This window comes from Kitasatospora sp. NBC_01560 (assembly GCF_045208415.1).
GTDB lineage: Bacteria > Actinomycetota > Actinomycetes > Streptomycetales > Streptomycetaceae > Kitasatospora.
In genome coordinates this window covers 2,811,975-2,837,234 of record NZ_CP109364.1, presented here as the reverse complement: position 1 = coordinate 2,837,234, position 25,260 = coordinate 2,811,975, and the positions used below count along the sequence as shown (strand labels likewise).

Sequence of the window (25,260 nt, the reverse complement as noted above, 5' to 3'; positions counted from 1 at the left end):
GGCCCCGCGTGATGCGGGGCCCGGCCGGTGGTGGGGGCGTGCGGCGGACCGGTCCCGGCCCGGTGGGTCGGACCAGGTGGGTCAGACCCCGACCCGGCGGTGCCGGGCGCCGTCGGCCGGGGCGGGCACCGTGCCGTGGGCGCCGGGCGGGGGGAAGGACTCGCCGTGCGAGAGGTCGGGCAGCCAGCGCAGCCAGGACGGCAGGTACCAGTTGCGGTCGTCGAGCAGGGTCATCACCGCGGGCAGCAGCACCGCGCGGATGATCGTGGCGTCGATCAGCACCGCGACCGCCAGGCCGACGCCCATCTGCTTCATCGCCTGCATCGAGAGGGTGCCGAAGACCGCGAAGACCGCCACCATGATCACCGCGGCGCTGGTGACCACCCCGGCCGTGGAGCGGATGCCGTGCGCGATCGCGGCCCGGGTCGGCAGGCCCCGGTCGTGCCCCTCCTTGATCCGGGAGACCACGAAGACGTGGTAGTCCATCGAGAGGCCGAAGAGGATCACGAAGAGGAAGAGCGGCACCCAGGACTCGACCGCGCCGACCCCCGCGGTGCCCAGCAGCGAGGCGCCCACCCCGTGCTGGAAGACCAGCGTCAGCACCCCGTACGCGGCGCCGACGGAGAGCAGGTTGAGCACCACGGCGGTGGCGGCGACGGCCAGCGAGCGGAACGAGGCGAGCATCAGGACGAAGGCGAAGGCCACCACGAAGCCGAAGACCAGCGGCATCGAGCCGGTCATCTTGTCGTTGAAGTCGTACGAGCCGGCGGTGCGTCCGGTGACCGGGGCCTCGGTGCCGGGCACCTTGAGGACGGTGGCGGGGACGAGCTCGGTGCGCAGCGTCTTCAGCGCGGCGTTGCTGACGGCGTCGTTGCCACTGCCGTTGAGCGGGATGTCGACGGTGGCGATGTTCTTCTCCGGGTGGACGGTGACGTCCACCGGGCCGTGCATCCGCCCGCTGGCGAGGGCGCGGGCCTTCAGGTCGGCGATGGCGGCGGTCATCGCCGGGGAGTCGATGTCGGCGGCCTTGATCACCACGCTGGCGGGCGCCGGACTGCCGGGGAAGGCGGCCTCGATCTTCTGCGAGGCGGAGACCAGCGCGTTGCCCTCGGGCAGCTGCTGCTGGAAGGTGAGGTTGGCGGTGTGCATGGTGACCAGCGGCGCGGCCAGGCCGACCAGCAGCGTCCCGGCCAGCACGGTGGCCGCGAGCGGACGGCGCAGCACCGGGGTGAGGACGGCGTTCCAGACCCGGCCGCCGGTGGCGGCGGAGCCGGAGCCGGGGCGGCGCAGCCTGGCCAGCAGCGGGACGCGGCCCTTGTCGACCCGGTCGCCGAGCATCGACAGCAGGGCCGGCAGCACGGTGAGCGAGCCGAGCACCGCGGTGATCACCACCACGATGGTGGCGTAGGACATCGCCTGGAACTCGGCGATGCCGGTGAGGAACATCCCGGCCATCGCGACCACCACGGTGACGCCGGAGACCAGCACGGCCCGGCCGCTGGTGGCGGCGGCGATCCGCAGGGCGGTGTCCAGGTCGTGGCCGGCGGCCCGCTCCTCCCGCTCGCGCCGCAGGTAGAAGAGGCAGTAGTCGACCCCGACGGCGAGGCCGACCAGCAGCATCACCGAGCTGGCGTTGTTGCTGGTGTGCAGGAGCCCGCTGCTCAGCGCGACCAGCCCGCCGGCCGCGACGAAGGCGGTGATGGCGAGCACCACCGGCAGCACGGCGGCGACCAGCGCGCCGAAGGCGACCAGCAGGATGCCGAGGGCGAGCGGTACGGCCGTCCACTCGGCGCGGGCGAAGTCGTTGGAGAACTGCTCGTCGATCCACCGGCCGGAGCTGGCGTCGCCGAGCTCGACCACCGTCAGGTCGGGGTGCTGCTTCTGCACGGCGGCGACGGCGTCGAGGACGGCCGGGACGTTCTCGACGGCTTCGTCCCGCTCGCCCCGGACGTTCAGCTGGACGAGCGCCGAGCGGCCGTCCGCCGAGACCGCCCGGGTGTCGTACGGGGAGCGCACGTCGGTGGCCCTGCCGGTGGCTCCGACCCCGGCGATCACCTGTTCGACGACGGCGCGGAAGGCCGGGGCGTCGGAGGTCAGGGTGGCGCTCTGGATCAGCACGGTCTCGCTCGCGGGGGACTTCAGCCCGGCGTCGTCGAGGATCCGGGCGGCCCGGGAGACCTGCCCGGGCATCGCCTCGGACTCCTTGACCTCGGTGCTGCCGTGCAGGCCGCCGAGGAAGGCGGCGAGCACGACGAAGATCAGCCAGCCGAAAACGGCGGTCTTTCTGTGCCGGGCGCTCCAGGCGCCCATGGCGGCGGCCGTGCCGAGCTTGGTCCTCACGGAGATCCCCCTGGGAGAGCGGCGGTGGTCGCCGCGTGAAAGGCGGTGGGTGCGGGCCGGCGGCGGGCCGCCGGAGCCGGGCGCCGGAGCTGCTCCCGGCGTCGCAACCGACAGTAGAAAAACGGGGGTTGAGGGGGTATCCGGCTGGCGGGGGAGTCGCCCCGGGGGTCTTCCTGGGGGGTGGGGTGGGGTTATCCCTACCGGAGAACCCTGATTTCTCCTCCCTGCGGTGGGTGGGAACTCCACCCTGAGGGGGAGCTGTCTCCACCCGGAGCACGAGGTCAACCGGTCGGTCGGCGGGTGAAGATGGTGGGGGGCCACCACTGGGTGTCCCCCCGAGGGGGTCGGCTTCACGGGGGCTGCTTGCCGGGCGGCTAGCAAGTTCTCGTAGGATGATGTCCTCTGCACACTTACCTGCCGACCGGCTAGGGGCGGGCTTCGTCGCCATGCCCAGCCGGTCCTCCGTCGCCCGACGTCCCGTCCCCCAAGGGCTGCGGTGAACCATGCCCAGGAGGCACACGAGCATGTTCCACCGACTAGGACAATTTGTCGTCCGCCGCGCCTGGTGGGTGATCGTGGCGTGGCTGGTCGCGGCAGTCGCGATCGTCGCGTCCGCGCCGACGATCACTGCCCAGACCGACGAGTCGGCCTTCCTCCCCAAGCACTACGAGTCCATCCAGGCCGCCCAGGTCCAGGAGAAGGCCTTCCCGTCCAGCTTCACGCCCGCCGCGCTGCTGCTCTTCGAGCGCACCGACGGCGGCAAGCTGACCGAGGCCGACCAGGCCTCGATGGACAAGGTCGTCAACGGCCTCACCGACCAGCACATCCCCGCGGTCGAGCAGATCATCCCGGTCAGCGAGAAGGCGAAGTCCACGGACGGCAAGTACGCGCTGTCCATGGTCGCCATCGACAAGACCAAGATGCAGACCAAGGAGTACACCGACGCGGCCAAGTCGCTGCGCACGGAGGGCACCAAGCTCGCCGCGGACACCGGCCTCAAGTTCCAGGTCGGCGGCCAGGCCGCCAGCAGCCTGGACCAGCAGGAGGCGTCCGGTGCGACCGACGCCATCGTCCTGCTGGGCAGCCTGGTGCTGGTCATCCTGATCGTCGGCATCATCTTCCGGAGCGTCCTGGCCGGCATCCTGCCGGTCGTCCTCTCGCTCGCCGTCGCGATGCCGGTCGCCAACGGCCTGATCAACCACGCGATCAAGCTGTTCGACCTGGACTCCTCCCCGATGACCTCGGCGATCCTGATCGTCGTCGTGCTCGGTGTCGGAACCGACTACTTCCTCTTCCTCGCCTTCCGCTACCGCGAGCGGCTGCGGGCCGGTGACGACCGCAAGGAGGCCGTGGCCAACGCCGTCTCCCGGGTCGGCGAGGCGATCGCCTCCGCCGCCGGTGCCGTCGCCGTCGCCTTCGCCGTGCTGATCCTGTCCAGCCTGGGCATGTTCACCGCGCTCGGCCCGGCGCTCGCCATCGCGGTCGTCGCGACCGCGCTGGTCTCGCTCACCCTGGCCCCGGCCGTGCTGGCCGTGATCCCGTCGCGCGGCGTGTTCTGGCCGGGCAAGAAGTGGATGCAGGAGCCGACCAACGCCCGCTTCGCCGCGTTCGGCCGGCTCACCGGCCGCAAGCCCGGCCTGGTGGCGCTGGTCTCCGGCGGCCTGCTGCTGATCCTGACCCTCGCCGGCGTCAACTACAACGGCACCTTCGACCTCGCGGGCAGCTCGATGCCCAAGGGCAAGGAGTCGATGGTCGTCCAGGACAAGCTGATGACGGCCTTCTCGGCCGGTGCGGCCGACCCGAGCCACGTCTACCTGACCAAGGACGGCGGCAAGCTCGACCCGGCGGCGCTGGACGCGTTCGGCGACAAGCTCGGCAAGGTCCCGGGCGTCGACAAGGTCGTCGTCCCGCAGGCCAAGCAGGGCATCAGCGAGGACGGCGCGACGGCGGACTTCACCGTGCTGCTGAAGGACGCGCCGGCCAGCAACAAGGCCATCGACACCATCGGTGAGCTGCGGGACGTCGCGCACGGCGCGGCCCCGGCGGACAGCAAGGCCTACGTGGGCGGCATCACGTCCGTCTACAAGGACATCAACACCGCGATGGCGCACGACTACAAGCTGGTCTTCCCGCTCGCCGCGCTGATCATCATGATCATCCTCGGCCTGCAGCTGCGCAGCGTCGTCGCCCCCTGGTACCTGATGGCCTCGGTGGGCCTCGGGTTCGGTGCCACGCTCGGCTCCACCACGCTGTTGTTCCAGAGCGTCAAGGGCGAGCCCGGCCTGATGTTCATGCTGCCGATCTTCATCTACCTCTTCGTGGTGGCGATCGGTACGGACTACAACATCCTGATCATCTCGCGCCTCCGGGAGGAGGCCCGTGAGGGCCGCAGCCCGCGCGAGGCGGCCAGCGAGGCCATCAAGCACGGCGGCCCGACCGTCGCCGCGGCCGGCTTCATCCTGGCGGCGTCGTTCGCGACCTTCATGCTCGCGGGCAACGTCCTCTTCATGGAGCTCGGCTTCGCCCTGGCCTTCGGGATCTTCCTGGCGGCCTTCGTGATGGCGATGTTCTTCACCCCGGCGATCACCGCCCTGCTCGGCCACCGCGCCTGGTGGCCGGGGCACGGTGACACCGCCGGCCACGGCAGTGGCCCGGCCCAGGTGGCCGGTGTGCACGGTGCGCCGGAGCCGGCCGGACGGCACTGACCGTCCCGCTCCACGACAGGCAGGCGGCGTCCGCTCCGGCGGGCGCCGCTTGCCCGTTCCCGCGCGGCGGCAAACGTGACGTGCGAGGCAAAAAGTCCCCGGTCATCCGGGGTGCGGCCGTGCTACAGTCGAACCAGTTGCAGTTTTGGTTCCCATGAACGTTTGTGTGCGCCTGCTGGTACCAACCAACAGGCGCATTTGTTTTGTCCGGTGTTTCAGTCTCCGGATGGGGATCGCGGCTACTTGGGGTCCACGACGTGTGGTCCCTGATGCCCCAGTTTTATGAGGAGACGGTTATGGCTACCGGCACCGTGAAGTGGTTCAACAGCGAAAAGGGCTTCGGCTTCATCGAGCAGGACGGCGGCGGCGCCGACGTCTTCGCCCACTACTCGAACATCAGCGCCCAGGGCTTCCGTGAGCTCATCGAGGGCCAGAAGGTCGAGTTCGACGTCACGCAGGGCCAGAAGGGCCCGCAGGCCGAGAACATCCGCGTCATCTGAGTCCAGCTTCCGAGCTGACTCGCGATCTCGCGTAGCGAGGGCCCGTACCGCACGGTGCGGGCCCTCGCCCATGCCGCCGAACGGCCGGGGCGGCGAACTCCTTCCCGACGGCCGACCAGCCCCGCACGGGCTGTGCTTCCCCTCGGACGGAGACTCCGTGACCACCCCTGCCCGCTCGCCGCGCGACGGCGACCGCACCCGCAACAAGCCCCGCACCCGCAACGGCGGTGCCCCCCGCGCCACCGGTGGCGCCCGCGGTGACGCCCCCCGCGGCCAGCGCCGCAACGCCCCGCGTGCCGCCGTCCAGGCGCCCGCCGACTTCACCGTCGTCGAGGGCACCCCGGCCCGGCCCCCGGCGGCGAGCTTCGCCGAGCTGGAGCTGCCCAAGGGCATCCTGAGCGCGCTCACCCGCGAGGGTGTCGTCGAGCCGTTCCCGATCCAGGCCGCCACCCTGCCGGACTCCATCGCCGGCCGCGACGTCCTCGGCCGCGGCCGCACCGGCTCGGGCAAGACGCTGGCCTTCGGCCTCTCGGTGCTCGCCCGCACCGCCGGCCGCCGGGCCGACTCCCGGCACCCGCTGGCGCTCATCCTGACGCCCACCCGCGAGCTGGCCCAGCAGGTCACCGAGGCGCTCACGCCGTACGCGACCGCCGTCAACCTGCGGATCGCCACCGTCGTCGGCGGTATGTCCATCACCCGTCAGGCCAACGCGGTGCGCCGCGGCGCCGAGGTGCTGGTGGCCACCCCCGGCCGGCTCGACGACCTGATCAACCGCGGCGACGTCGTGCTCTCGGACGTGGCGATCACCGTCCTCGACGAGGCCGACCAGATGGCCGACATGGGCTTCCTGCCGCAGGTCACCAAGCTGCTGGAGCAGGTCGCCGAGGGCGGGCAGCGGATGCTGTTCTCCGCCACCCTGGACCGCAACGTGGACCGGCTGGTCAAGCGCTTCCTGACCGACCCGGTGACCCACTCGGTCGACCCGTCGGCCGGCGCGGTCACCACCATGGACCACCACGTGCTCCAGCTGGAAGCGGCCGACAAGGCCTCCGCCACCGCGCACATCGCCTCCCGCGAGGGCCGGCTGATCATGTTCGTGCACACCAAGCACGGCGCCGACCGCCTGGCCAAGCAGCTGCTGGCCAACGGCGTGAAGGCGGCCGCGCTGCACGGCGGGAAGTCCCAGCCGCAGCGCAACCGGGTGCTCGACCAGTTCCGCGACGGCCTGGTGACGGCGCTGATCGCCACCAACGTCGCCGCCCGCGGCATCCACATCGACGGCCTCGACCTGGTCGTCAACGTCGACCCGCCGATCGACCACAAGGACTACCTGCACCGCGGCGGCCGCACCGCCCGGGCCGGCGAGTCCGGCACCGTCGTCACGCTGGTCCTGCCCGACCAGCGGCGCGAGGTCAGCCGGCTGATGACCGTGGCCGGCATCCGCCCGACCACCACCAAGATCCGCCCGGGCGACGCCGAGCTGAGCCGGATCACCGGCGCCCGGACCCCGAGCGGCGTCCCGGTCGCGGTGGCCGTGCCCGTGGTGGCCGCGCCCGCCGAGACCAAGCCCGCCGGCTCCGCGCGCCGCCGCCCCGGCAAGCGCTCCGGGCTGCCCACCGACGTCGACATGAACGGCAACCCGCGCCGCCCCCGCCCGAAGCAGCGCATGGGCGCGGCCGGCGGCAGCGGCGGCGGCAGCGGTCAGGGCGGCGAGGGCGGCGGGCGCCGCCAGGCGGCCGGCTTCATCGGCCGCTCCTCGGGCCGCGCCAAGCCGGGCTCCGGCTCCGGCTCGGGCTCCAACTACGGCACCGGCCGCCAGCGCCGCAAGGCCGACTGACCCGGCACACCGAACGAACGGCCCGGCCCCCCGCCCGAGGGGGAGCCGGGCCGTTCGCGTCCGCGGGTGCGTCCGCGGGCCGACCGCGGCTCAGGCGTCCACGGCGTCCGGTGCGGCCGGTGCGGCCGGGGCGAGCCGGCGCAGCCGCCCGGCGGTCTCCGCGTCCCGGGGCGACAGCACCAGCAACTGGAGCCCGCCGGGCGCCGCCAGGACCACCTGGTCGAGCCGGAGCAGCCCGACCGCCTCGTGCCGGATGTCCTTCTCCACCCCCGTCCGCTCGCGCACCCGGTGCTCGTCCAGCCAGCGGTCCGCCTCCGGGCACTGCGCCCGCAGCCGCCCGATCAGCCGGGCCAGCCGCCGGGCCGCCGGGGCGCCGTCGCCGCCGCGCTCGGCGTAGGCCGACCGCAGCTCCGCCAGCAGCCGCCGGGCGTGCTCCTCCCAGCCGACCACCCGGGCCCGGTGGACCGGATCGGTGAACACCACCCAGGCCACGTTGCACTCCTGCGGCGACCGGCGAGAGAAGCCGAACAGCGCCTCCGCGCCCGGGTTCCAGGCCCGGACGTCCCAGTCGGCGTCCAGTACGAAGGCCGGCGCCGGCCACTGGGCGTGCAGCAGCCGCAGCAGCGGGGCCGGGACCTCCTCCGGGACGGCGGCCTCGTCGTCCTGCGGGTGGCTGCCGGCCAGCCGGAACAGGTACGCCGTCTCCGCCCGGTCCAGTCGCAGCGTCCGGGCCAGGCTCGCCAGCACCTCCGGGGACGGGTTGATCGCCCGCCCCTGCTCCAGCCACGTGTACCAGGTGACCCCGACCCCGGCGAGCAGCGCCAGCTCCTCGCGCCGCAGCCCCGGGGTGCGGCGCCGCACCCCGGGCGCCATGCCCACCTCCTCCGGCGTCAGCCGGGCCCGCCGGCTGCGCAGGAAGCCCGACAGCGCCTTCCGGCGGATCTCCGCGTCGTCCATTCCGCCCACCCTCCCTGGTAGTCCGGCTACCAGCATCCGCACGCACTGCCGCGGCCCGTCCGCCCGCGCGAGGCTCGATCCAGTCAACGGATCACCGACACGGGAGAATTCCTGATGGACCGCCAGAACACCTCGCTCCGCCGCACCGTGGCCGTCACCGCGGCCGCCGCCGCCCTGCTCGGTACCGCCGGGGCACTGCCCGCCGCCGCGGCCCCCACCCACCGGGCGCCCGCCGTGATCGAGGGCCACGCCCCCGCGCTCGTGCCGGAGGGTGCCACCTGGGACGCGGCCCGCGGGCGCTTCCTGGTCGGCTCGCTGCGCCACGGTACCGTCTCCACCGTCCGCACGGACGGCACCGTCCGCACCCTGGTCGACGAGCCGGAGACCCTGGTCTCGGTCGTCGGCCTGCACGTGGACGCGGCCCGCGGCAGGGTCCTGGTGGCCAACGGGGACAACGGCCTCGGCGAGCGCAGCTCCGCCGCGACCCGTGGCCGGCTGGCCGGGCTCGGCGCCTACGACGCCGGGAGCGGCCGGCGCCTCTTCTACGTCGACCTGGCCGCCGTGGCGGGCGACGGCGGCCCGCACTTCGCCAACGACGTGGCCTTCGGCCCGGACGGCACCGCGTACGTCACCGACTCGCAGGCGCCGATCGTCTACCGGATCGGGGTGGACGGCACGGCCTCCGTGCTGGTCCGGGACGCCCGGCTGGCCCCGCTGCCGGGCGAGGTCGGCCTGAACGGCATCGTTCTGCGCGACGGTCGGCTGGTCATCGGCAAGTGGGACGACGGCACGCTCTGGCAGGTGCCGGTCCGGCGCCCGGAGGCGCTGAGCCGGATCGAGGTGACCGGGGCCGGCGCCGCGCTGCTGCACCTCGACGGCATGCTCGCCCGCCCGGACGGCAGCGTCGTCGGGGTGACCAACGACTTCGGCGGTGCGGGCCGCGACGCCATGGTCGAGCTGCGCTCCGACGACCAGTGGCGCAGCGCCCGCCTGGTCTCCGCCCGCCCCACGGCGGAGCCGCTGGCCACCGCCGTCACCCCGGGCCCCGGGGGCGCCGTCTACCAGCTCTTCGGCCGGCTCGGCGCGGCGCTCGCGGGCGCGCCGTCGGACACGTTCACCCTGCGCCGGGTCTGAGGGCGCGGCGGCCCGCTGCTCGGGCGGTCCCGGTCGGGCGGCTCGGTGCGCGGGTGGCTCGGTGCTCAGGCGGTGAGTGCGGGGAGCGCCCGGGCCGGGGTGCGGGCGGCGGCGTCGTAGCGCTCCAGCAGCAGGGTGGCGACCTCGGGGGCGGCGCCGAGGACGTCGGCCAGGAGGTCGGCGCCGGCCGCCTCCCCGGCGATCCGGTCGGGGAGCCGGCCCGGGGCCAGCAGGTAGGGCGCGACGGCGACCTGTGCGGCGCCGGCGGCGCGCAGCGCGGCCACCGCCTCGGGGACGCGCGGGCCGGTGGCCGAGGCGTAGGCGACCTCGACGGCCGCCCAGCCGCGGGTGCGGCGCCACTCGGCGGCGACCGCGCGGGTGGCGGCGTCGGCGGCCGGGTCGGAGGAGCCGGCGGCGGCGAGGACGAGGCCGGTGCGGGCGCGGACGGCGGGGGAGGAGACGTCCAGCCCGGCCTCGTCGAGCCGCCGGTCCAGGGCGGCGAGCAGCAGCGGGGAGGGCCCGAGCACGTCCGCGACCGGCAGGCCGGCGCCGGTGGAGCGCAGCGCGGCGGGGATGTCGTGCTTGGCGTGGAAGGCCCGGTTGAGGAGCAGCGGGACGGCGACCGCGTGGGAGCCGAGCCGGTCGGCCACCTGCGGGATGCGGGGCGCGCAGTGGTCCAGGTAGGCGGTGGCGAGCTCCAGCCCGGGGCGCTGGGCCCGGACCTCCCCGGCGAGGGCGGCCACGGTGGCGGCGTGCCGGGGGTCGCGACTGCCGTGGGCGATCAGCAGGAACGGTCGAGCTGGTGCAGGCATGATCACACGAGGCCTCGGCGTGCGGAAGAATCGGGTGGAACACCGACCCTAGCAGTCGGAGAATCGCCGGGAAAGCCCTGTCCGGTTGCTGGGATATGCGCCGTTCCCGGTGTTCCGCCCGTCCGTCAGCCGGCCGGCGGGCAGTTCTCCGGGCCGACCGGGACGAGCTCCGCCCGGCCGTCCGGGTGTAGGGCCCAGAGATCGCCGGCGCCGGCCTTCCAGGTGTCGACGCCCTGGATTCCGGTGGATTTCACGGCGCCGTCCGCCGGATTCATGAAGCCGACCCTGCCGTGCTGGGTGAATGCCACACAGGGGCCGGCCGGTTTGAATCCCGAGGCGTCGGTGAGGCGGTTCGACGCACTCATCCGGCGGAACGAGTTCCCGTCGAACAGGGTGGCCTGCCCGGTGTTCCCCTCCAGGCTCGGCCGGTATTCACCGACGGTGATTCCGGACGGTCCCGAGGTGCATTCACTGGCGAACTCCGCGGAAAGTCCGGCAGCGGGCGTCCCGTCGCTGGCGGAAACCACCGTGGGATTCTTTCCCAAGGTCACCATGCGCGTGCCGTCGGGGTTCCAGCAGCCGATCGGCCCGGGAATGGAGGCGATGGCCCGGCCCATTTTCGGGCCGTCCTTCCCGATCTCCACGGACTGGCCGGACCAGCCGCTTTCCGGGGTCGTGCCGACCGGGGTCGAGACCATGGCGGAGGTGCCGTCGGGGGAGAGCCGGAACAGCGCTGAGGCGGAGTTCTTCAGGGGTGTCCCGGTGATGTTCCCGCGGTTCGAGATCAGGAGTTCGGTGGGTGTGGAGCCGATCCAGTCCTCCCGGGAGGCGGCCCAGTGGATCTTCGTGTCGGCGCCGCCGGCCGGGGTCGCCGCGGTGCCGGCGATCCAGAGCACGCCGGGGTCGCCGGTGCTGCCGGCGGTCGGGGCGCCGGCCTCGGCCGCAGTCGGGGCGGCGGTCGTGCCGGCCTCGCCGGAGTCCTTCGGGCGCAGGCTGATCACGGCATCGGGGCAGGTCAGGACGCAGTGCACCTCGTACGGGTCGACGGATTCCCGCTGCCACCGCCGGGTCCCGTCGCGGGTGTAGCCGGTCAAGGCCTGGGTCCGCGGGTCGTAGGTGAGATAGCCGTGGGCGTCGGCGTCGGCCAGGTAGGGGCGCGGACCGGTGGGCTCGGCCGGGGCGGACGCGCCCTGGCCGGTGCAGCCGACGGCGAGGGCGGCGAGGGCGAGCGTGACGACCAGATATGCGGTCCGGCGCATGGGCGGGGTCTCCCGGGTGGGCGGGAGGTGGGGCGGCGGATTCCGCCGCCCCACCTTGTACGGGCCTGAATGCCCGGGATCATCCCGCTGTTTCACGAGGGGGTTTCACCCGGGGTTTCTCGAAGAGGGATCAGAAGGACCAGGTGGTGCCCTTGCAGGAGAATGAGTCGAGGAATCGGGCGGCGACCGTGAGCTTCGTCTGGCCGCGCTTGGTCTGAACACCGGTGCCCAGGGTCGGGCCCCAGATGTCGTCCAGCGTGTAGCCGAGGTGGTTGGCCTCGTACCAGCCCTTGTTGCCACCGCCGTCCAGCAGGTAGGCCTGGAAGTTGTTGTTGTTGTAGTTGCTGTACTGGCCCTGGCTGTTGGTCGCGAGCGAGTACGAGACGTTGTTGATCGTCGTGCTGTTGACGACGAAGTACTGAGAGTAGCCGGAGAAGGTCGCGTCATTTCCGGGGGAGCCGAGGCCGGAGCTGCACGAGGCCTTCGGGCTCGTGTCGGCCGAGGCGAGCGGTGCGGAACCCAGCATGAGGGCCGCCGCCATTGCGCCGACGGCCACGGCCTTGGTGCGGAACGAAATCATGACCATTCCTTTCGGTTGACTTGTACGAACCTATGTCTGCGAATTAAAAGATTCAATGAATATTATGGTTCCGGCCAATGTCTGGCTCGATTCGGTATTTCATATCAGGCGGGTTTGCCATGGGCCCGCTCCGGTTTGTCCGTACACATCCGTCATGGGGTGCACGTATCTGTACGAATCACCCCCCTGGGTGGGGGAACGCGAAAGCCCCGGCAGTCGGGAGTACTCGACTGCCGGGGCTCGGGGCCGGGGCGGGCGTGCGGTGGGCGCCGGTCCGGCGCCGGGGCTCAGCGGGCGGTGCCCACCAGGCCGCGGTTGCGCAGGACGCGCCGCTCCAGCGGGGCGAAGAGCAGCAGGTCGATCGCGATGCCGACGAACAGGATGAGGATGATGCCGAGGAGGACGCCGGACATGCTGGCCGACTCCCGCTGGTTCTCCAGGAACCGGCCCAGGCCCAGGCCCAGGTCGGGGGAGGAGGCGACGAGTTCGGCGGCCATCAGGGAGCGCCAGGAGAACGCCCAGCCCTGCTTGAGGCCGGCCAGGTAGCCGGGGAGGGCGGCCGGCAGCAGGATGTGGCGGGCGTTCGACAGGCCGGTGGCACCCAGGGTGCGGCCGGCCCGGAGGAAGAGCGGCGGCACCTGGTCGATGCCGGCCACCAGGCCGTTGGCGATGGAGGGGACGGCGCCGAGCAGGATGACGGCGTACATCATCGAGTCGTTGATGCCGAGCCAGATGACGGCGGCCGGCACCCAGGCGACGGACGGCAGCGACTGCAGGCCGGAGAGCACCGGGCCGAGGGCGGCCCGGATCGGCCTGACCCGGGCGACCAGCAGGCCGATCGGGGTGCCGATCACGACGGCGACCAGGAAGCCCGCTATGCCGCGCCAGACGCTCGTCCAGACGATGCTGAAGAGCGTCCCGGCCTCCCAGAGGCCGACCAGCGAGTCCCAGACGTCGGCGGGGCTGGGCAGCTTGTAGGAGGAGGTCAGTTCGAGGCTGTAGGCGCCCTGCCAGACCGCCAGGACGAGCAGCAGCCCCAGCAGCGGGGGCAGGGCCTTCTTCCGCAGGATCTCGCCGAGCGGCACGCGCCGCACCTGGACGGCGTCCAGGGCGTCGAGTCCGGCGCCGACGTCGGCGATGTCCCCCGGCCGGTCCTTGGCCAGGGTGGTGGTGCTGTCAGTGCTGGCCATGGCGGCGGATCTCCCCACGCAGTTCTTCGGTGATCTCGATGGAAAGGTCGGCGACGCCGGAGGACTCGATCCGCCGCGGCTGCGGCAGGTCGATCCGCCACTCGCGGGCGACCCGGCCGGGGCGGGAGGAGAGCAGCACCACGCGCTGGGCGAGCCGGACGGCCTCCCGCACGTTGTGGGTGACGAACAGGACGGAGAGCTTGCGCTCGGCCCAGATCCGGGTGATCTCGTCGTGCAGCACGTCCCGGGTGATCGCGTCGAGCGCGGCGAACGGCTCGTCCATCAGCAGCACCGAGGCGCCCTGGGCGAGCGCGCGGGCCAGGGCGACGCGCTGTCGCATGCCGCCGGAGAGCTCGTGCACGCGCTTGCCGTAGGAGCCGCCCAGGCGGACGAGTTCGAGCAGTCGCTCGGCCTCGGGCCGGCGCTCGGGGCGGGCCACCCCGGCGAGCTTGAGTGCGAGTTCGACGTTCTTGCCGGCGGTGAGCCAGGGGAACAGCGCGTGCTCCTGGAACATCAGCGCGGGGCGGCCCCCGGACACCTCGATCGAGCCCGCGGTGGGCTTGTCGAGACCGGCGACCAGGTTGAGCAGGGTGGACTTGCCGCAGCCCGAGGCGCCGAGCAGCGTGACGAACTCGCCGGGCGCGACATCGAGGGTGATGTCGTCCAGGACGTGCGTCTGGGCGCCGGGGCGGCCGAAGGACTTGTGCACGTGCGAGATCCGGACGGCGGGCGAGCCGTCCCGGGTGCCGACGCCGGCGGCGTCGTCCGAGGTGGTCAGTGCCGGGGACATCCGGGCACCTCCTGCAGGTGTGGTCATGGGCCCCTCCCCGGCCGTCGGGGGGTGGGGAGGGAGGGTGGCGAAGTCTCGGGGCCGAGGTCCGGGCCCCGCCCGGCCCGTGAGCTCGGGGCATCGATCGGGCATCGATCGGGCGGGCGGGGGTCCGGACCGCGGGGCTTGGGTCGCGGCAGCGCCCAGGGGTGCCGCGGGAGGTGCTACTTGGTGCCGAGTCCGGCGTCGGCGACCGGGCTCTGGCCCTTCTCCTTGAGCACCTTGTTGAGCAGGGTCAGGTCGTAGATCCCGGCCAGGTTCGGCTTCTTGAGCAGGCCGGCGGTGACGGCGTGGTCGGCCTCGGCCTGCAGGGTGTTGGCCAGCGGGTCGTCCAGGAAGTCGATGTCGGCCCAGGCCGGGTCGAGGATGGCCGGCGGCAGCGCGTTGCCGGCCTCCTTCTTGACGGCCTCGTTGGCGTCGGCCTTGGCCTTGTCCGGGTTGGCCTTGATGAAGGCGTTGGTGGTCACCGAGCCGCGCAGCACGGCCTCCACCACGTCCGCGTGCTCCTTGAGGAACTTCTGCGAGACGATGATGTTGGTGATCACGAACTTCTTGTCCGGCCAGACGTCCTTCTCGTTGAGCAGGACCTTCGCACCGAGGGTGACCAGCTTGGACGCGGTGGGCTCCGGCACCCAGGCGCCGTCGATCGAGCCGGAGCTGTACGCGTCCGGGGTGACCTTGTTGTCGCTCCGGACGACGGAGACGTCACCGGCGCCGGTGTCGGGGTTGACCTTCAGCCCCTTGCCCGCCAGGTAGTTGAGCAGGGCCACGTCCTGGGTGTTGCCGCGCTGCGGGGTGGCGATCTTCTTGCCCTTGAGGTCGTCCAGGCTCTGGACCTTGTCGGGGTTGACCACCAGCTTGACGCCACCGGAGGCCGAACCGCTGATGATCTTCAGCGACTCGCCGTTGGACTGGGTGTAGCCGTTGATCGCCGGGGAGGGACCGATCCAGCCGATGTCGATGGAGCCGGCGTTCAGCGCCTCGATCTCGGCCGGGCCCGCGTTGAAGACCTGGGGCTTGATCTGGGTGGCGCCCAACTCCTTCTGGAAGATCCCCTCCTGGAGACCGACCAGCGGGGTGCCGTGGGTCAGGTTGGCGAAGTAGCCGATCTTGACCGTGTCGGCGGAGAGCTTCGGGCCGGCCGTGGAACCACTGGCCGGGGCCGCGGCGGCGGACTTGTTGTCCTCGCTCTTCGAGCCGTAGCCGCAGGCGGAGAGCAGGGTGACGGCGGTGAGGCCGGCCACGGCGGCCACGGCGGAGCGTCTGATCCGGCCGGCGGCGGGGCGTGCGGGCCTATGCGGAGCGGAGGAGTGCGGGAGTGCCTGGTTCGGTGCCATGGGTGGTGTCCTGTTCACGGACGGACCGTCAGGAGGCGGTCTCGGGGCTTGTGTTCGGTCAAGGTTGTGCTTGCAGCATCGGGGGATGCCGGGCAAGCCGGGTCGGCTCCGCTGTGCCGGCTGTGGGGAGGGACAGCGGTGTCGGCCCGGTGACAGGGCGTTCTCAGCCCTGTCGGCCCACACATCGGGTCAGGCCGCCCTGGCCGCTGCCGAGGACGCCGCTGCCGATGCGGCCGCCTTCCTTGTCCATGCCCGAGAATGCCTCGCTGGGCATCAGACCCAGTCCTCCTCTTCGGATGCTCCGGGAGCTTCGGTCGGTACGGTGTCGAACGCCTCGCCCGCCATGCCGGCGGTGAGGGTGGTGCCGTCGGCCGGGTCGATCAGCAGGAACGATCCGGTCCGGCGGTTGTCGGAGTAGCCGTCGAGCGCCAGCGGCTCGGCGGTGCGCAGCACCACGTGGCCGATGTCGTTGACGTTCAGCCCCTCGGCGCCGGAGCGCTGTTCGAGGGAGTCGATGTCGATCCGGTAGGTGATCTCCTTGACCAGCGCGCGGACCGTGCGGGTGGTGTGCTTGAGCAGCACCTTGTCGCCGGCGCGCAGCGGGCGCTCGCTGAGGTGGCTGACGGTGGCCTCGATGTCCTTGGTGGGCACCGGGACGTCGCCGGCCGCGATCAGGTCGCCGCGGGAGATGTCGATGTCGTCGGCGAGGCGGACGGTGACCGACTGGGGGGCCCAGGCGATGTCCGTCTCCCGGCCGAGCGCGTCGATACCGGCAACGGTGGTGGTGTGGCCGGAGGGCAGCACCGTCACCGGGTCGCCGACCCGCAGCACGCCGGAGGCCAGCTGCCCGGCGTAGCCGCGGTAGTCGGGGAGCTCCTCGGTCTGCGGGCGGATCACGTACTGGACGGGGAAGCGGGCCGGCTCGACGCTCGGGTCGCTGCCGACCGGTACCGTCTCCAGGTGCTCCAGCAGGGTCGGGCCGCCGTACCAGTCCATGTGCGCGGACGGCTCGACCACGTTGTCGCCGGCGAGGGCGGAGATCGGTACGGCCACCACGTCCTTGACGCCGAGCGAGGCGGCGTAGGCGGTGAACTCCTCGGCGATCCGGGCGAAGACGGGCTCGGCGTAGTCGACCAGGTCCATCTTGTTGACGGCCAGCACCACGTGCGGCACGCGCAGCAGCGCGGCGACGGCGGCGTGCCGGCGGGTCTGCTCGACCACGCCGTTGCGGGCGTCGACCAGGACGACGGCCAGCTCGGCGGTGGACGCGCCGGTCACCATGTTGCGGGTGTACTGCACGTGGCCCGGGGTGTCGGCGAGGATGAACCGCCGCCGCGGGGTGGCGAAGTAGCGGTACGCGACGTCGATGGTGATGCCCTGTTCGCGCTCGGCCCGCAGGCCGTCGGTGAGCAGGGCGAGGTCGGGGGTCTCCTGGCCGCGGCTGCGGGAGGCGTGTTCGACGGCCTCCAGCTGGTCGGCCAGTACCGACTTGGAGTCGTGCAGCAGGCGGCCGACCAGGGTGGACTTGCCGTCGTCGACGGAGCCGGCGGTGGCGAAGCGCAGCAGGGAGGTGGCGCTGGAGTAGGTGGCGGTGCTCATTTAGAAGTATCCCTCGCGCTTGCGGTCTTCCATCGCGGCCTCGGAGAGCTTGTCGTCGGCGCGGGTGGCGCCGCGCTCGGTGAGGCGGCTGGCGGCGATCTCGGCGATGACGGTCCGGATGTCGGTGGCGTCGGAGTCGACGGCCCCGGTGCAGGACATGTCGCCGACGGTGCGGTAGCGGATCAGCCGCCGCTCGACCGGCTCGTTCTCCTTGGGGCCGCCCCACTCGCCGGCGGTCAGCCACATGCCGCTGCGGGAGAAGACGTCCCGCTCGTGCGCGTAGTAGATCTCCGGGAGCTCGATGCCCTCGCGCTCGATGTACTGCCAGACGTCCAGCTCGGTCCAGTTGGAGAGCGGGAAGACGCGCACGTGCTCGCCGACGGCGTGCCGGCCGTTGTACAGCGACCACAGCTCGGGGCGCTGGCGGCGGGGGTCCCAGGCGCCGAACTCGTCGCGCAGGGAGAAGACGCGCTCCTTGGCGCGGGCCTTCTCCTCGTCGCGGCGGCCGCCGCCGAAGACGGCGTCGAAGCGGTTGGTCTCGATGGCGTCCAGCAGCGGGACGGTCTGCAGCGGGTTGCGGGTGCCGTCGGGGCGCTCGCGCAGCCGGCCGTCGTCGATGAAGTCCTGGACGTGGGCGATGTGCAGGCGCAGGTTGTGCCGGGCCGCCACCCGGTCGCGGTACTCGATGACCTCGGGGAAGTTGTGTCCGGTGTCGACGTGCAGCAGCGAGAACGGCACCGGCGCCGGCGCGAAGGCCTTGAGCGCCAGGTGCAGCATGACGATGGAGTCCTTGCCGCCGGAGAAGAGGATCACCGGGCGCTCGAACTCCCCCGCGACCTCGCGGAAGATGTGCACCGACTCGGCTTCCAGCGCGTCCAGGTGGGACAGCGCGAACGGCCCTTCCGCATCGTCGCCGGCACCGCCGGTGTGGACCAGGTTGTCGGTCGCGGTGGTCACGCGAGGCCCCTCTCGGTCAGGAAGGCGTGCAGTTCGGCGGCGCTCTCGGCCACCTCGCGGCCCCGGGTCTGCAGCCGCAGCTCGGGGGCCTCGGGGGCCTCGTACGGGTCGTCCACGCCGGTCAGGCCGGAGATCTCGCCGGCGGCCTGCTTCGCGTACAGGCCCTTGACGTCGCGTTCGGCGCAGAGCTCGACCGGGGTGGCGACGTGGATCTCCAAGAAGTCGGTGCCGTGCTCGGCGTGCCGCTCGCGGACGGCGGCGCGGGAGTCCGCGTACGGGGCGATCACCGGGGCGAGCACCTTGACGCCGTTGGCGGCGAGCTTCTCGGCGACGAAGCCGATCCGGGTGACGTTGGTGTGCCGGTCCTCGCGGGTGAAGCCGAGTCCCTTGGAGAGGAACTCGCGGATCTCGTCGCCGTCCAGGACCTCGACCTTGTGGCCCTCGGCGCGCAGCCGCTCGGCCAGGGCGAAGGCGAGCGTGGTCTTCCCGGCGCTCGGCAGCCCGGTCAGCCACACGGTGGCGCCGCGCTCGCAGGGGGTGGCCGCGGGGGCCGCCCCTGCGGCTTGGCCGGCGGCCAGGGTGATGGCTGTGCTCACGGTGAAGTCTCCAGACGGGGTCGGACGGTGGAACGGGGGTGGGTCAGGGGTGCGTCACAGGTGGATGCCGCACTCGGTCTTGCCGGAGCCGGACCAGCGGCCGGCCCGGGCGTCCTCGCCCTCGGCGGGCTTGCGGGTGCAGGAGAGCGGCGAGCAGCCGACCGAGGTGTACCCCTCCCACAGCAGCGGGTTGAGCAGCACGCCGTTGGCGTTGACGTAGGCGTCGACGTCGTCCTGCGTCCAGCGGGCGATCGGGGCGAGCTTGACCTTGCGGCGCTTCGGGTCCCAGGCCACCACCGGGGTGCCGGCCCGGGTCGGCGACTCGTCGCGGCGCAGCCCGGTGGCCCAGGCGTCGTAGCCGCCGAGGCCCCGGCCCAGCGGCTCGACCTTGCGCAGCGCGCAGCAGAGGTCCGGGTCGCGGTCGTGCAGCTGCGGCCCGTACTGGGCGTCCTGCTCGGCCACGGTCTGCAGCGGCGTCAGGGTGATGACGTTGACCGGCATCACGGCGGCCACCGCGTCCCGCGTCCCGATGGTCTCGGCGAAGTGGTAGCCGGTGTCCAGGAACACCACGTCCACGCCGGGGAGCACCGAGGAGGCCAGGTGGGCGACGACCGCGTCCTCCATGGAGGAGGTGACGCAGAACCGCTTGCCGAAGGTGTCGGCGGCCCAGCGCAGGATCTCCTGCGGGGTCGCCTCCTCCAGCTCGCGGCCGGCCGTGACCGCCAGCTGCTCGTAGTCAGTCGTCGTGCCGGTCATGCTGCGCACTCCCCCCGTCGGTGGACGTTCCGGTGGCCGGTGACAACAGCCCGAGGAACTTCAGCCGGAAGGCCCGGCGGCAGCCGCGGCACTCCCAGGCGCCGTGGCCCTCCTCGGAGGGGAAGAGGTCCTCGTCCCCGCAGTACGGGCAGAAGAACGGCGCGGCACGCTCGCTCACGACAGCTGCTCCTCGTCGGCGCGGGCCGCCCACTGGGCGAACCGCTCACCCTCGGCGCGGTCGTCCCGGTAGCGGGTCAGGACGCGCTCGACGTAGTCGGGCAGGCCGTCCTTGGTGACCTTCAGGCCGCGGACCTTGCGGCCGAAGCCGGCCTCCAGGCCGAGTGCGCCGCCCAGGTGGACCTGGTAGCCCTCGACCTGGTTGCCCTGCTCGTCCGTCACCAGCTGGCCCTTGAGGCCGATGTCGGCGACCTGGATGCGGGCGCAGGCGTTCGGGCAGCCGTTGATGTTGATGGTCAGCGGCTCCTCGAAGTCGGGGAGGCGCTTCTCCAGCTCGTCGATGAGCGTGCGGCCGCGCTCCTTGGTCTCGACGATGGCGAGCTTGCAGTACTCGATGCCGGTGCAGGCCATCGTGCCGCGGCGGAACGGCGACGGGGTGACCCGCAGGTCGAGCGCCTCCAGGCCGGCGACGAGCGACTCGACGCGGTCCTCGGTGATGTCCAGGACGAGCATCTTCTGCTCGGCGGTGGTGCGCAGCCGGTCGCTGCCGTGGGCGGCGGCGAGGTCGGCGATCTGCCCGAGCAGCCGGCCGTCGACGCGGCCGACGCGGGGCGCGAAGCCGACGTAGAACCGGCCGTCCTTCTGGCGGTGCACGCCGACGTGGTCGCGCCAGCGGCCGCTGGGCTCCTGCGGCGCCGGGCCGTCGACCAGCTGGTACTTGAGGTACTCGTCCTCCAGGACCTGACGGAACTTCTCCACGCCCCAGTCGGCGACCAGGAACTTCAGCCGGGCGCGGTTGCGCAGCCGGCGGTAGCCGTAGTCGCGGAAGATGCCGATCACGCCGCCGTAGACGTCCGCGACCTCGTCCAGCGGGACCCACGCGCCCAGCCGGACGCCGAGCTTGGGGTTGGTGGAGAGGCCGCCGCCGACCCAGAGGTCGAAGCCGGGGCCGTGCTCGGGGTGGACCACGCCGACGAAGGCGATGTCGTTGATCTCGTGCGCGACGTCCAGCAGCGGGGAGCCGGAGACGGCGGACTTGAACTTGCGCGGCAGGTTGGAGAAGTCCGGGTTGCCGATGAAGCGGCGCTGGATCTCCTCGATGGCGGAGGTGCCGTCGATGATCTCGTCCTCGGCGATGCCGGCCACCGGCGAGCCGAGGATGACGCGCGGGGTGTCGCCGCAGGCCTCGGTGGTGGAGAGGCCGACGCCCTCCAGCTTCTGCCAGATCGCCGGGACGTCCTCGATCCGGATCCAGTGGTACTGGACGTTCTGCCGGTCGGTCAGGTCGGCAGTGTTGCGGCCGTAGAGCTCGGAGACCTCGGCGATCGCCTTGAGCTGGGCGACGGTCAGCCGGCCGCCGTCGATGCGGACCCGGAGCATGAAGAACTCGGCGTCCAGCTCGTGCGGGTCCAGGATCGCGGTCTTGCCGCCGTCGATGCCCTCCTTGCGCTGGGTGTACAGACCCCACCAGCGCATCCGGCCGCGAAGGTCCGCCGGGTCGATCGAGTCGAAGCCGCGCTTCGAGTAGATCGTCTCAATACGTGTCCGCACGTTGAGACCGTCGTCGTCCTTCTTGAACTGCTCGTTGGCGTTCAGAGGAGTGAAGTGGCCCATGCCCCACTGGCCCTCGCCGCGGTGGCGGGTCGCCTTGCGGGCCGCGGCGGGGCGGCTCGCGGCAGCGCTTTCGGCCGTCGGTTCGGCGGTCTCGGGAGTGGAGGCCATGGTGAAGTCCTTCGTGGCAGGTGGCTCTGACGCCGGGTGGATCGCGGGGCGTGCTCGGCGCGGCAGAACTGCTGTGACCTGCTGGTTCGTCAGGGCCGGGAGAGCAGTTGCCGAGGCCGGGCGGGCGCCTGCGGATCCGTCCCAGCGGGGCTGGCGGGGCGGTCGGCGCCGGGTGCGGTGGGTGGCGGCGGGGTGGGGCTCAGATCACCGGACAGATGGCGCTGGCCACGCGAAGGAGGTCGACGTGGAGTCGACCAACCAGGGTGGTTCCGGCGCTAGGCATGGCAAGAGATTCGCACGGAGCACGACGCGCGGTCCACTAACGTCCGCATTCTGGACGTAAAGGTTTCGAATACCGAGATGCCGGGACGTTCCCGCCGCTCCCCGGATCCGGCCCCGCAGCGGTGCTGCGACACGGGAGATCGGCGGACCGGTTCCGGCCCGATACCGTAGCCCTGTGCAACCAGCAGGCGAAACGACGAGACCGAACCCCGAGCGGCCCTCCCGTCGTCGGGGCAGGGGATCCCGGCGGGCGGCCAAGCAGGTCACCTGGCGCAGTACGGCCTGGGGCCTGGTCAAGGACACCACCAACACGTGCGTCGAGTACCGGGTCACCGGGCTCGCCGCCGAGGCGGCGTTCTTCACCCTGCTCTCGATCCCGCCGCTGCTGCTCTGCCTCGCCGGCACCCTCGGGTACCTGGACGACGTCCTCGGCGCGGGCACGATCGACAAGCTGAAGTCGGACATCGTCTCGGCTGCCGGGACGGTGCTCTCGGACTCGTCGATCCAGCAGGTGGTGAGACCGCTGCTGGACGACGTCTTCAACCACACCAGGCCCGACCTCGTCTCGATCGGCTTCCTGCTCTCGCTGTGGTCCGGCTCCCGGGCGCTCTACATCTTCATCGACACCATCACCGTGATGTACGGCCTGGACGGCAAGCGCGGCATCGTCAAGACCCGCCTGATGTCGCTCGGCCTCTACCTCGGCGCCCTGGTGATCGGCTCGCTCGTGCTGCCGCTGCTGATGGCCGGCCCGGGGCTGGTGCAGAACGCCGTGCCGGACGTCGCGACCCTGGTCAACGCGCTCTACTGGCCGGTCGCCATCCTGCTGCTGATCGTCTTCCTCACCACCCTCTATCACCTCGCGGTGCCCGTCTCCACGCCCTGGCGGGAGGACATCCCCGGCGCGCTCGTCGCCCTGGTGGTGCTGGTCTTCTGCAGCGTGGCCCTGCGCCTCTACCTGGTCAGCTCGGTCGAGGGCCCCACGGTGTACGGCTCGCTGGCCGCGCCGGTGGCCGTGCTGCTCTGGATCTTCGTGGTCGCGCTCGCGGTGCTGATCGGCGCCGCGATGAACGCCGCCATAGACCGCCGCTGGCCCACCCTGGAGACGGCCGACGCCCGCGCCGAGAACGAGCGGGCCCAGGAGGAGGCCGCCGCGGCCGTGGTCCGCGAGGTGGCCGCCCGGCGCGCCGTCGAACGGGCCCGGCGGGCGCGCGAGCTCGGCCTCGCCGAGGGCGCCGAGGAGGAGAACTGGGAGGAGGACGGCGAGGACGTCGAGGTGCCCTCCGAGTACCCCGAGCGCTGGGCGGACGTGCTCGCCGCCGACAACGTCCGGGCCCGGCTCACCAGCCGCGGCGGCGGCCCGCACCACCGGCCGGCCCCGCCGCCGCCGGACAGCGACCGGCCGGCCGCGCCGCCGCCCGAGCACCCGGTGCCGGAGTACCCGCCGTCCGAGTTCCCGGTGCCCGGCCGGCCGCCGCGGCCGCCGTGGGAGCAGCGCTGACCCGCTGCGCGGGGTGGTGCCCGGCGCGGGGCCGGGGGCCGGCGGGTCCGGCCCCGGTCCGGCCCGGGGCCGGTGGTGCGGGGCGGGCGGCCCGGCCCGGGAACGCGCAGGTGGAAAACCTGTTGGCAGCCGCGCGGGCGGTCGCTACGGTGTGAGCAGTCCGGATCGGGGGCCGCAGCACGTCGGCCCGAGGAGAAACAGGAGGTGAGCCTCGTGACTGTCACGGTCGTCACGGCTGCCCTGGGCAGCGCTCGCACACACCACCTCTCCCTCCCGGCCGCCGGCTGACGCCGCACCACCTGCGCGCGCAGCCGTAGCCCGGCGGGATCACTTTCCTCCCGAAGGGCCCACTGCGTTGTTCAACGCTGCCTCCGTTCCGTCTTTCTCCCTCTCCACCACCCCCGAGCTCCCGCTGTCCGCCTACGGCTGGACGGACGGGTCCGCCGAGCTGTTCGCCCCGCTCGCCGAAGCCGGGCTCACCCCCGCCCGGATCGTCCGGGTCGACCGGGGCCGCTGCGACGTCGTCGTGGCCGACCCGGAGACCGGCGAGCCGCGCACCGTCCACGCCGACACCCGGGCGGTCGGTGACGCCGACATGATCAACTGCCCGTGCACCGGCGACTGGGCGGCCGTCGACCTCGCGGCCGAGCCGATGCCGGCCGTCGTGGCGCTGCTGCCGCGCTCCACCGCGATCATCCGCAAGGTCGCCGGCAAGCGGTCCGACGGCCAGGTGCTGGCCGCCAACGTCGACACCGTGCTGATCGCCGCGTCGCTCGCCGTCGAGCCCGACCTCGGCCGGATCGAGCGCTTCCTCGCCCTGGCCTGGGAGTCCGGCGCCGAGCCGGTGGTCGTCCTCACCAAGGCCGACCTGGTGGACGACGCCGAGTTCATCCGCGCCGACGTCGAGTCCGTCGCGCCCGGCGTCACCGTGCTGGTGGTCAGCGCCGAGACCGGCGAGGGGGTGGACGTCCTGCGCGCCTGCACCCCCGGCACCACCGCGGTGATCGGCCAGTCCGGCGTCGGCAAGTCCACCCTGGCCAACGTGCTGGCCGGCACCGACGTGATGACCGTCCAGCAGGCCCGCGAGGTCGACCAGAAGGGCCGGCACACCACGACCACCCGCGAGCTGATCCTGCTGCCCGGCGGCGGCGTCCTGATCGACACCCCCGGCCTGCGCGAGGTCGGCCTCTACGGCGGCGAGGGGGTGGCGATGGCCTTCGCCGACATCGAGGAGCTGGCCGGGGAGTGCCGCTTCCACGACTGCGGCCACCGGGCCGAGCCCGGCTGCGCCGTCCGGGCCGCGCTGGAGGACGGCACGCTCCCGCAGCGCCGGATGGAGAGCTACCTCAAGCTCCAGCGCGAGAGCGAGTGGATCGCCTCCCGCTCGGACGCCCGGCTGGCCTCGGCCCGGCTCAAGAAGTGGAAGACCCTCACCAAGGCGCAGCGCGCCGTGGGAGGCGCCGCGAAGCGGTGACACCGGCCGTGGGGCCGGGCCGGGCTCCGGCCCGGCCCCACGGGCGGTGCCGTACCGGCCGGTCGGCCTGGGCGCTGTGGCGCAGCACGGGACGCAGCACGGGGCGGGGGGCGGGCGGGCCCGGCCTGACCGGGCAGGGCGTGGACCGGGGCCGTTGCGGCGTGGACCGGGCGTGATCGCGGGCCGGTCAGCGCAGGTCGGCCACCATGCGGAACCGCTCCAGGATCACCCGGGTGGAGTCGTCCACCGTGAAGCCCGGGTCACCGAGGGCCGCACGCAGCTCGGTGCTGTGCCAGAAACGCTCGTGGCCGGAGCGCCACTCGGCCACCGTCGTGTAGCCCTCGCCCTCGTCCAGGGCGTGCCGGAGATCGACCTCGGCGAGCGGGACGACGCGGACGTCCGCCGTCTCCGTCACCGCGACGGCCCGGCCGGCCGAGTCGATCACCGCCGAGCGCACCCCCACCCGCGGCAGCGGCTCGCCCTCGCGCTCGTACTCGGCGAGCAGCCCGGTCGTGCTGGTCTTGGCGCCGCTCAGGACGGCCGCGACCAGGCGGTCGCGCAGCGGCCCGGGGAAGGCGAACTGCTCCACCGGCAGAACGGCCACCCGCGGGTCGTCCGGGCCGGTGTACGGGTGCTCGCTCACGGGGGCTCCTGTCGGGGGAGGTGGTGCGGACAACGGGGAGGGTGCCGACCAGGCTAGCCATCGGGCCGGGCCG

At 72.7% G+C, this 25,260-nt stretch carries 22 protein-coding genes; 6 read left to right on the top strand and 16 right to left on the bottom strand.

Going from position 1 to position 25,260, the window contains the following annotated elements; translation table 11 throughout:
• Positions 1 to 81: 81 nt before the first annotated feature.
• Positions 82 to 2,310: an MMPL family transporter gene (locus OH807_RS12105; protein WP_406210927.1), complete on the bottom strand. Its 2,229-nt coding sequence runs from the start codon at positions 2,308 to 2,310 to the stop codon at positions 82 to 84.
• A gap of 554 nt (positions 2,311 to 2,864) precedes the next feature.
• On the opposite strand from OH807_RS12105, the gene OH807_RS12100 reads away from it, so the two are divergent.
• The 3 genes from OH807_RS12100 to OH807_RS12090 all read left to right on the top strand — a co-directional run bounded on the left by OH807_RS12100 (position 2,865) and on the right by OH807_RS12090 (position 7,382).
• On the top strand, positions 2,865 to 5,045 hold the full coding sequence (locus OH807_RS12100) for an MMPL family transporter (RefSeq protein ID WP_406197442.1): 2,181 nt from the start codon (positions 2,865 to 2,867) through the stop codon (positions 5,043 to 5,045).
• A 296-nt stretch (positions 5,046 to 5,341) separates the two neighbouring features.
• The gene (locus OH807_RS12095) at positions 5,342 to 5,545 is read left to right on the top strand and encodes a cold-shock protein (protein ID WP_360183300.1); all 204 of its coding nucleotides are present in this window, start codon (positions 5,342 to 5,344) and stop codon (positions 5,543 to 5,545) included.
• A gap of 157 nt (positions 5,546 to 5,702) precedes the next feature.
• Positions 5,703 to 7,382 carry a DEAD/DEAH box helicase gene (locus tag OH807_RS12090; protein WP_406197440.1) on the top strand — a complete coding sequence of 560 codons (1,680 nt, stop codon included), beginning with the start codon at positions 5,703 to 5,705 and terminating at the stop codon, positions 7,380 to 7,382.
• 90 nt (positions 7,383 to 7,472) lie between these two features.
• Here OH807_RS12090 and OH807_RS12085 read toward each other — a convergent pair whose 3' ends face one another.
• A complete protein-coding gene (locus OH807_RS12085; protein ID WP_406197438.1) occupies positions 7,473 to 8,339 on the bottom strand; it encodes a helix-turn-helix transcriptional regulator in 867 nt (288 codons plus the stop codon).
• A 114-nt stretch (positions 8,340 to 8,453) separates the two neighbouring features.
• Here OH807_RS12085 and OH807_RS12080 point away from each other — a divergent pair, with 114 nt between their 5' ends.
• A complete protein-coding gene (locus tag OH807_RS12080) occupies positions 8,454 to 9,473 on the top strand; it encodes a hypothetical protein (protein ID WP_406197436.1) in 1,020 nt (339 codons plus the stop codon).
• A gap of 65 nt (positions 9,474 to 9,538) precedes the next feature.
• Here the strand turns inward: OH807_RS12080 and OH807_RS12075 are convergent, their stop codons facing one another.
• The 13 genes from OH807_RS12075 to OH807_RS12015 all read right to left on the bottom strand — a co-directional run bounded on the left by OH807_RS12075 (position 9,539) and on the right by OH807_RS12015 (position 21,570).
• Positions 9,539 to 10,285, bottom strand: coding sequence for a sirohydrochlorin chelatase (locus OH807_RS12075; protein ID WP_406197434.1), 747 nt, complete (start codon positions 10,283 to 10,285; stop codon positions 9,539 to 9,541).
• Positions 10,286 to 10,410: 125 nt separating this feature from the next.
• The gene (locus OH807_RS12070; RefSeq protein ID WP_406197432.1) at positions 10,411 to 11,544 is read right to left on the bottom strand and encodes a hypothetical protein; all 1,134 of its coding nucleotides are present in this window, start codon (positions 11,542 to 11,544) and stop codon (positions 10,411 to 10,413) included.
• A gap of 130 nt (positions 11,545 to 11,674) precedes the next feature.
• Positions 11,675 to 12,124 carry a hypothetical protein gene (locus OH807_RS12065; RefSeq protein ID WP_406197429.1) on the bottom strand — a complete coding sequence of 150 codons (450 nt, stop codon included), beginning with the start codon at positions 12,122 to 12,124 and terminating at the stop codon, positions 11,675 to 11,677.
• A gap of 287 nt (positions 12,125 to 12,411) precedes the next feature.
• Positions 12,412 to 13,314 carry an ABC transporter permease gene (locus OH807_RS12060; protein ID WP_406197428.1) on the bottom strand — a complete coding sequence of 301 codons (903 nt, stop codon included), beginning with the start codon at positions 13,312 to 13,314 and terminating at the stop codon, positions 12,412 to 12,414.
• The gene (locus OH807_RS12055; RefSeq protein ID WP_406210924.1) at positions 13,301 to 14,104 is read right to left on the bottom strand and encodes an ABC transporter ATP-binding protein; all 804 of its coding nucleotides are present in this window, start codon (positions 14,102 to 14,104) and stop codon (positions 13,301 to 13,303) included. The genes OH807_RS12060 and OH807_RS12055 overlap by 14 nt, the downstream gene beginning before the upstream one ends.
• Before the next feature lie 203 nt (positions 14,105 to 14,307).
• Positions 14,308 to 15,480, bottom strand: a complete 1,173-nt coding sequence (locus OH807_RS12050) for an aliphatic sulfonate ABC transporter substrate-binding protein (protein WP_406197425.1) — start codon at positions 15,478 to 15,480, stop codon at positions 14,308 to 14,310.
• A gap of 273 nt (positions 15,481 to 15,753) precedes the next feature.
• Complete coding sequence (locus tag OH807_RS12045; protein ID WP_406197423.1) at positions 15,754 to 17,079, bottom strand: sulfate adenylyltransferase subunit 1; 1,326 nt, start codon at positions 17,077 to 17,079, stop codon at positions 15,754 to 15,756.
• Positions 17,080 to 18,036 (bottom strand): sulfate adenylyltransferase subunit CysD, encoded by a 957-nt coding sequence (cysD, locus tag OH807_RS12040; protein WP_406197421.1) that lies wholly within the window; start codon positions 18,034 to 18,036, stop codon positions 17,080 to 17,082.
• The gene (gene cysC, locus OH807_RS12035; protein ID WP_406210922.1) at positions 18,033 to 18,620 is read right to left on the bottom strand and encodes an adenylyl-sulfate kinase; all 588 of its coding nucleotides are present in this window, start codon (positions 18,618 to 18,620) and stop codon (positions 18,033 to 18,035) included. The genes cysD and cysC overlap by 4 nt, the downstream gene beginning before the upstream one ends.
• A gap of 66 nt (positions 18,621 to 18,686) precedes the next feature.
• Positions 18,687 to 19,388, bottom strand: a complete 702-nt coding sequence (locus OH807_RS12030; protein WP_406197419.1) for a phosphoadenylyl-sulfate reductase — start codon at positions 19,386 to 19,388, stop codon at positions 18,687 to 18,689.
• On the bottom strand, positions 19,369 to 19,566 hold the full coding sequence (locus tag OH807_RS12025; RefSeq protein WP_406197417.1) for a hypothetical protein: 198 nt from the start codon (positions 19,564 to 19,566) through the stop codon (positions 19,369 to 19,371). The genes OH807_RS12030 and OH807_RS12025 overlap by 20 nt, the downstream gene beginning before the upstream one ends.
• Positions 19,563 to 21,287 (bottom strand): nitrite/sulfite reductase, encoded by a 1,725-nt coding sequence (locus tag OH807_RS12020; RefSeq protein WP_406197415.1) that lies wholly within the window; start codon positions 21,285 to 21,287, stop codon positions 19,563 to 19,565. The genes OH807_RS12025 and OH807_RS12020 overlap by 4 nt, the downstream gene beginning before the upstream one ends.
• A gap of 199 nt (positions 21,288 to 21,486) precedes the next feature.
• Positions 21,487 to 21,570, bottom strand: a complete 84-nt coding sequence (locus OH807_RS12015; RefSeq protein WP_406210919.1) for a putative leader peptide — start codon at positions 21,568 to 21,570, stop codon at positions 21,487 to 21,489.
• A 174-nt stretch (positions 21,571 to 21,744) separates the two neighbouring features.
• Here OH807_RS12015 and OH807_RS12010 point away from each other — a divergent pair, with 174 nt between their 5' ends.
• Positions 21,745 to 23,070, top strand: coding sequence for a YihY/virulence factor BrkB family protein (locus OH807_RS12010; protein ID WP_406197413.1), 1,326 nt, complete (start codon positions 21,745 to 21,747; stop codon positions 23,068 to 23,070).
• A 355-nt stretch (positions 23,071 to 23,425) separates the two neighbouring features.
• Positions 23,426 to 24,544: a ribosome small subunit-dependent GTPase A gene (rsgA, locus tag OH807_RS12005; protein WP_406197410.1), complete on the top strand. Its 1,119-nt coding sequence runs from the start codon at positions 23,426 to 23,428 to the stop codon at positions 24,542 to 24,544.
• A 187-nt stretch (positions 24,545 to 24,731) separates the two neighbouring features.
• On the opposite strand, the gene OH807_RS12000 is transcribed toward rsgA, so the two are convergent.
• On the bottom strand, positions 24,732 to 25,187 hold the full coding sequence (locus tag OH807_RS12000) for an ASCH domain-containing protein (RefSeq protein WP_406197408.1): 456 nt from the start codon (positions 25,185 to 25,187) through the stop codon (positions 24,732 to 24,734).
• Positions 25,188 to 25,260: the final 73 nt, after the last annotated feature.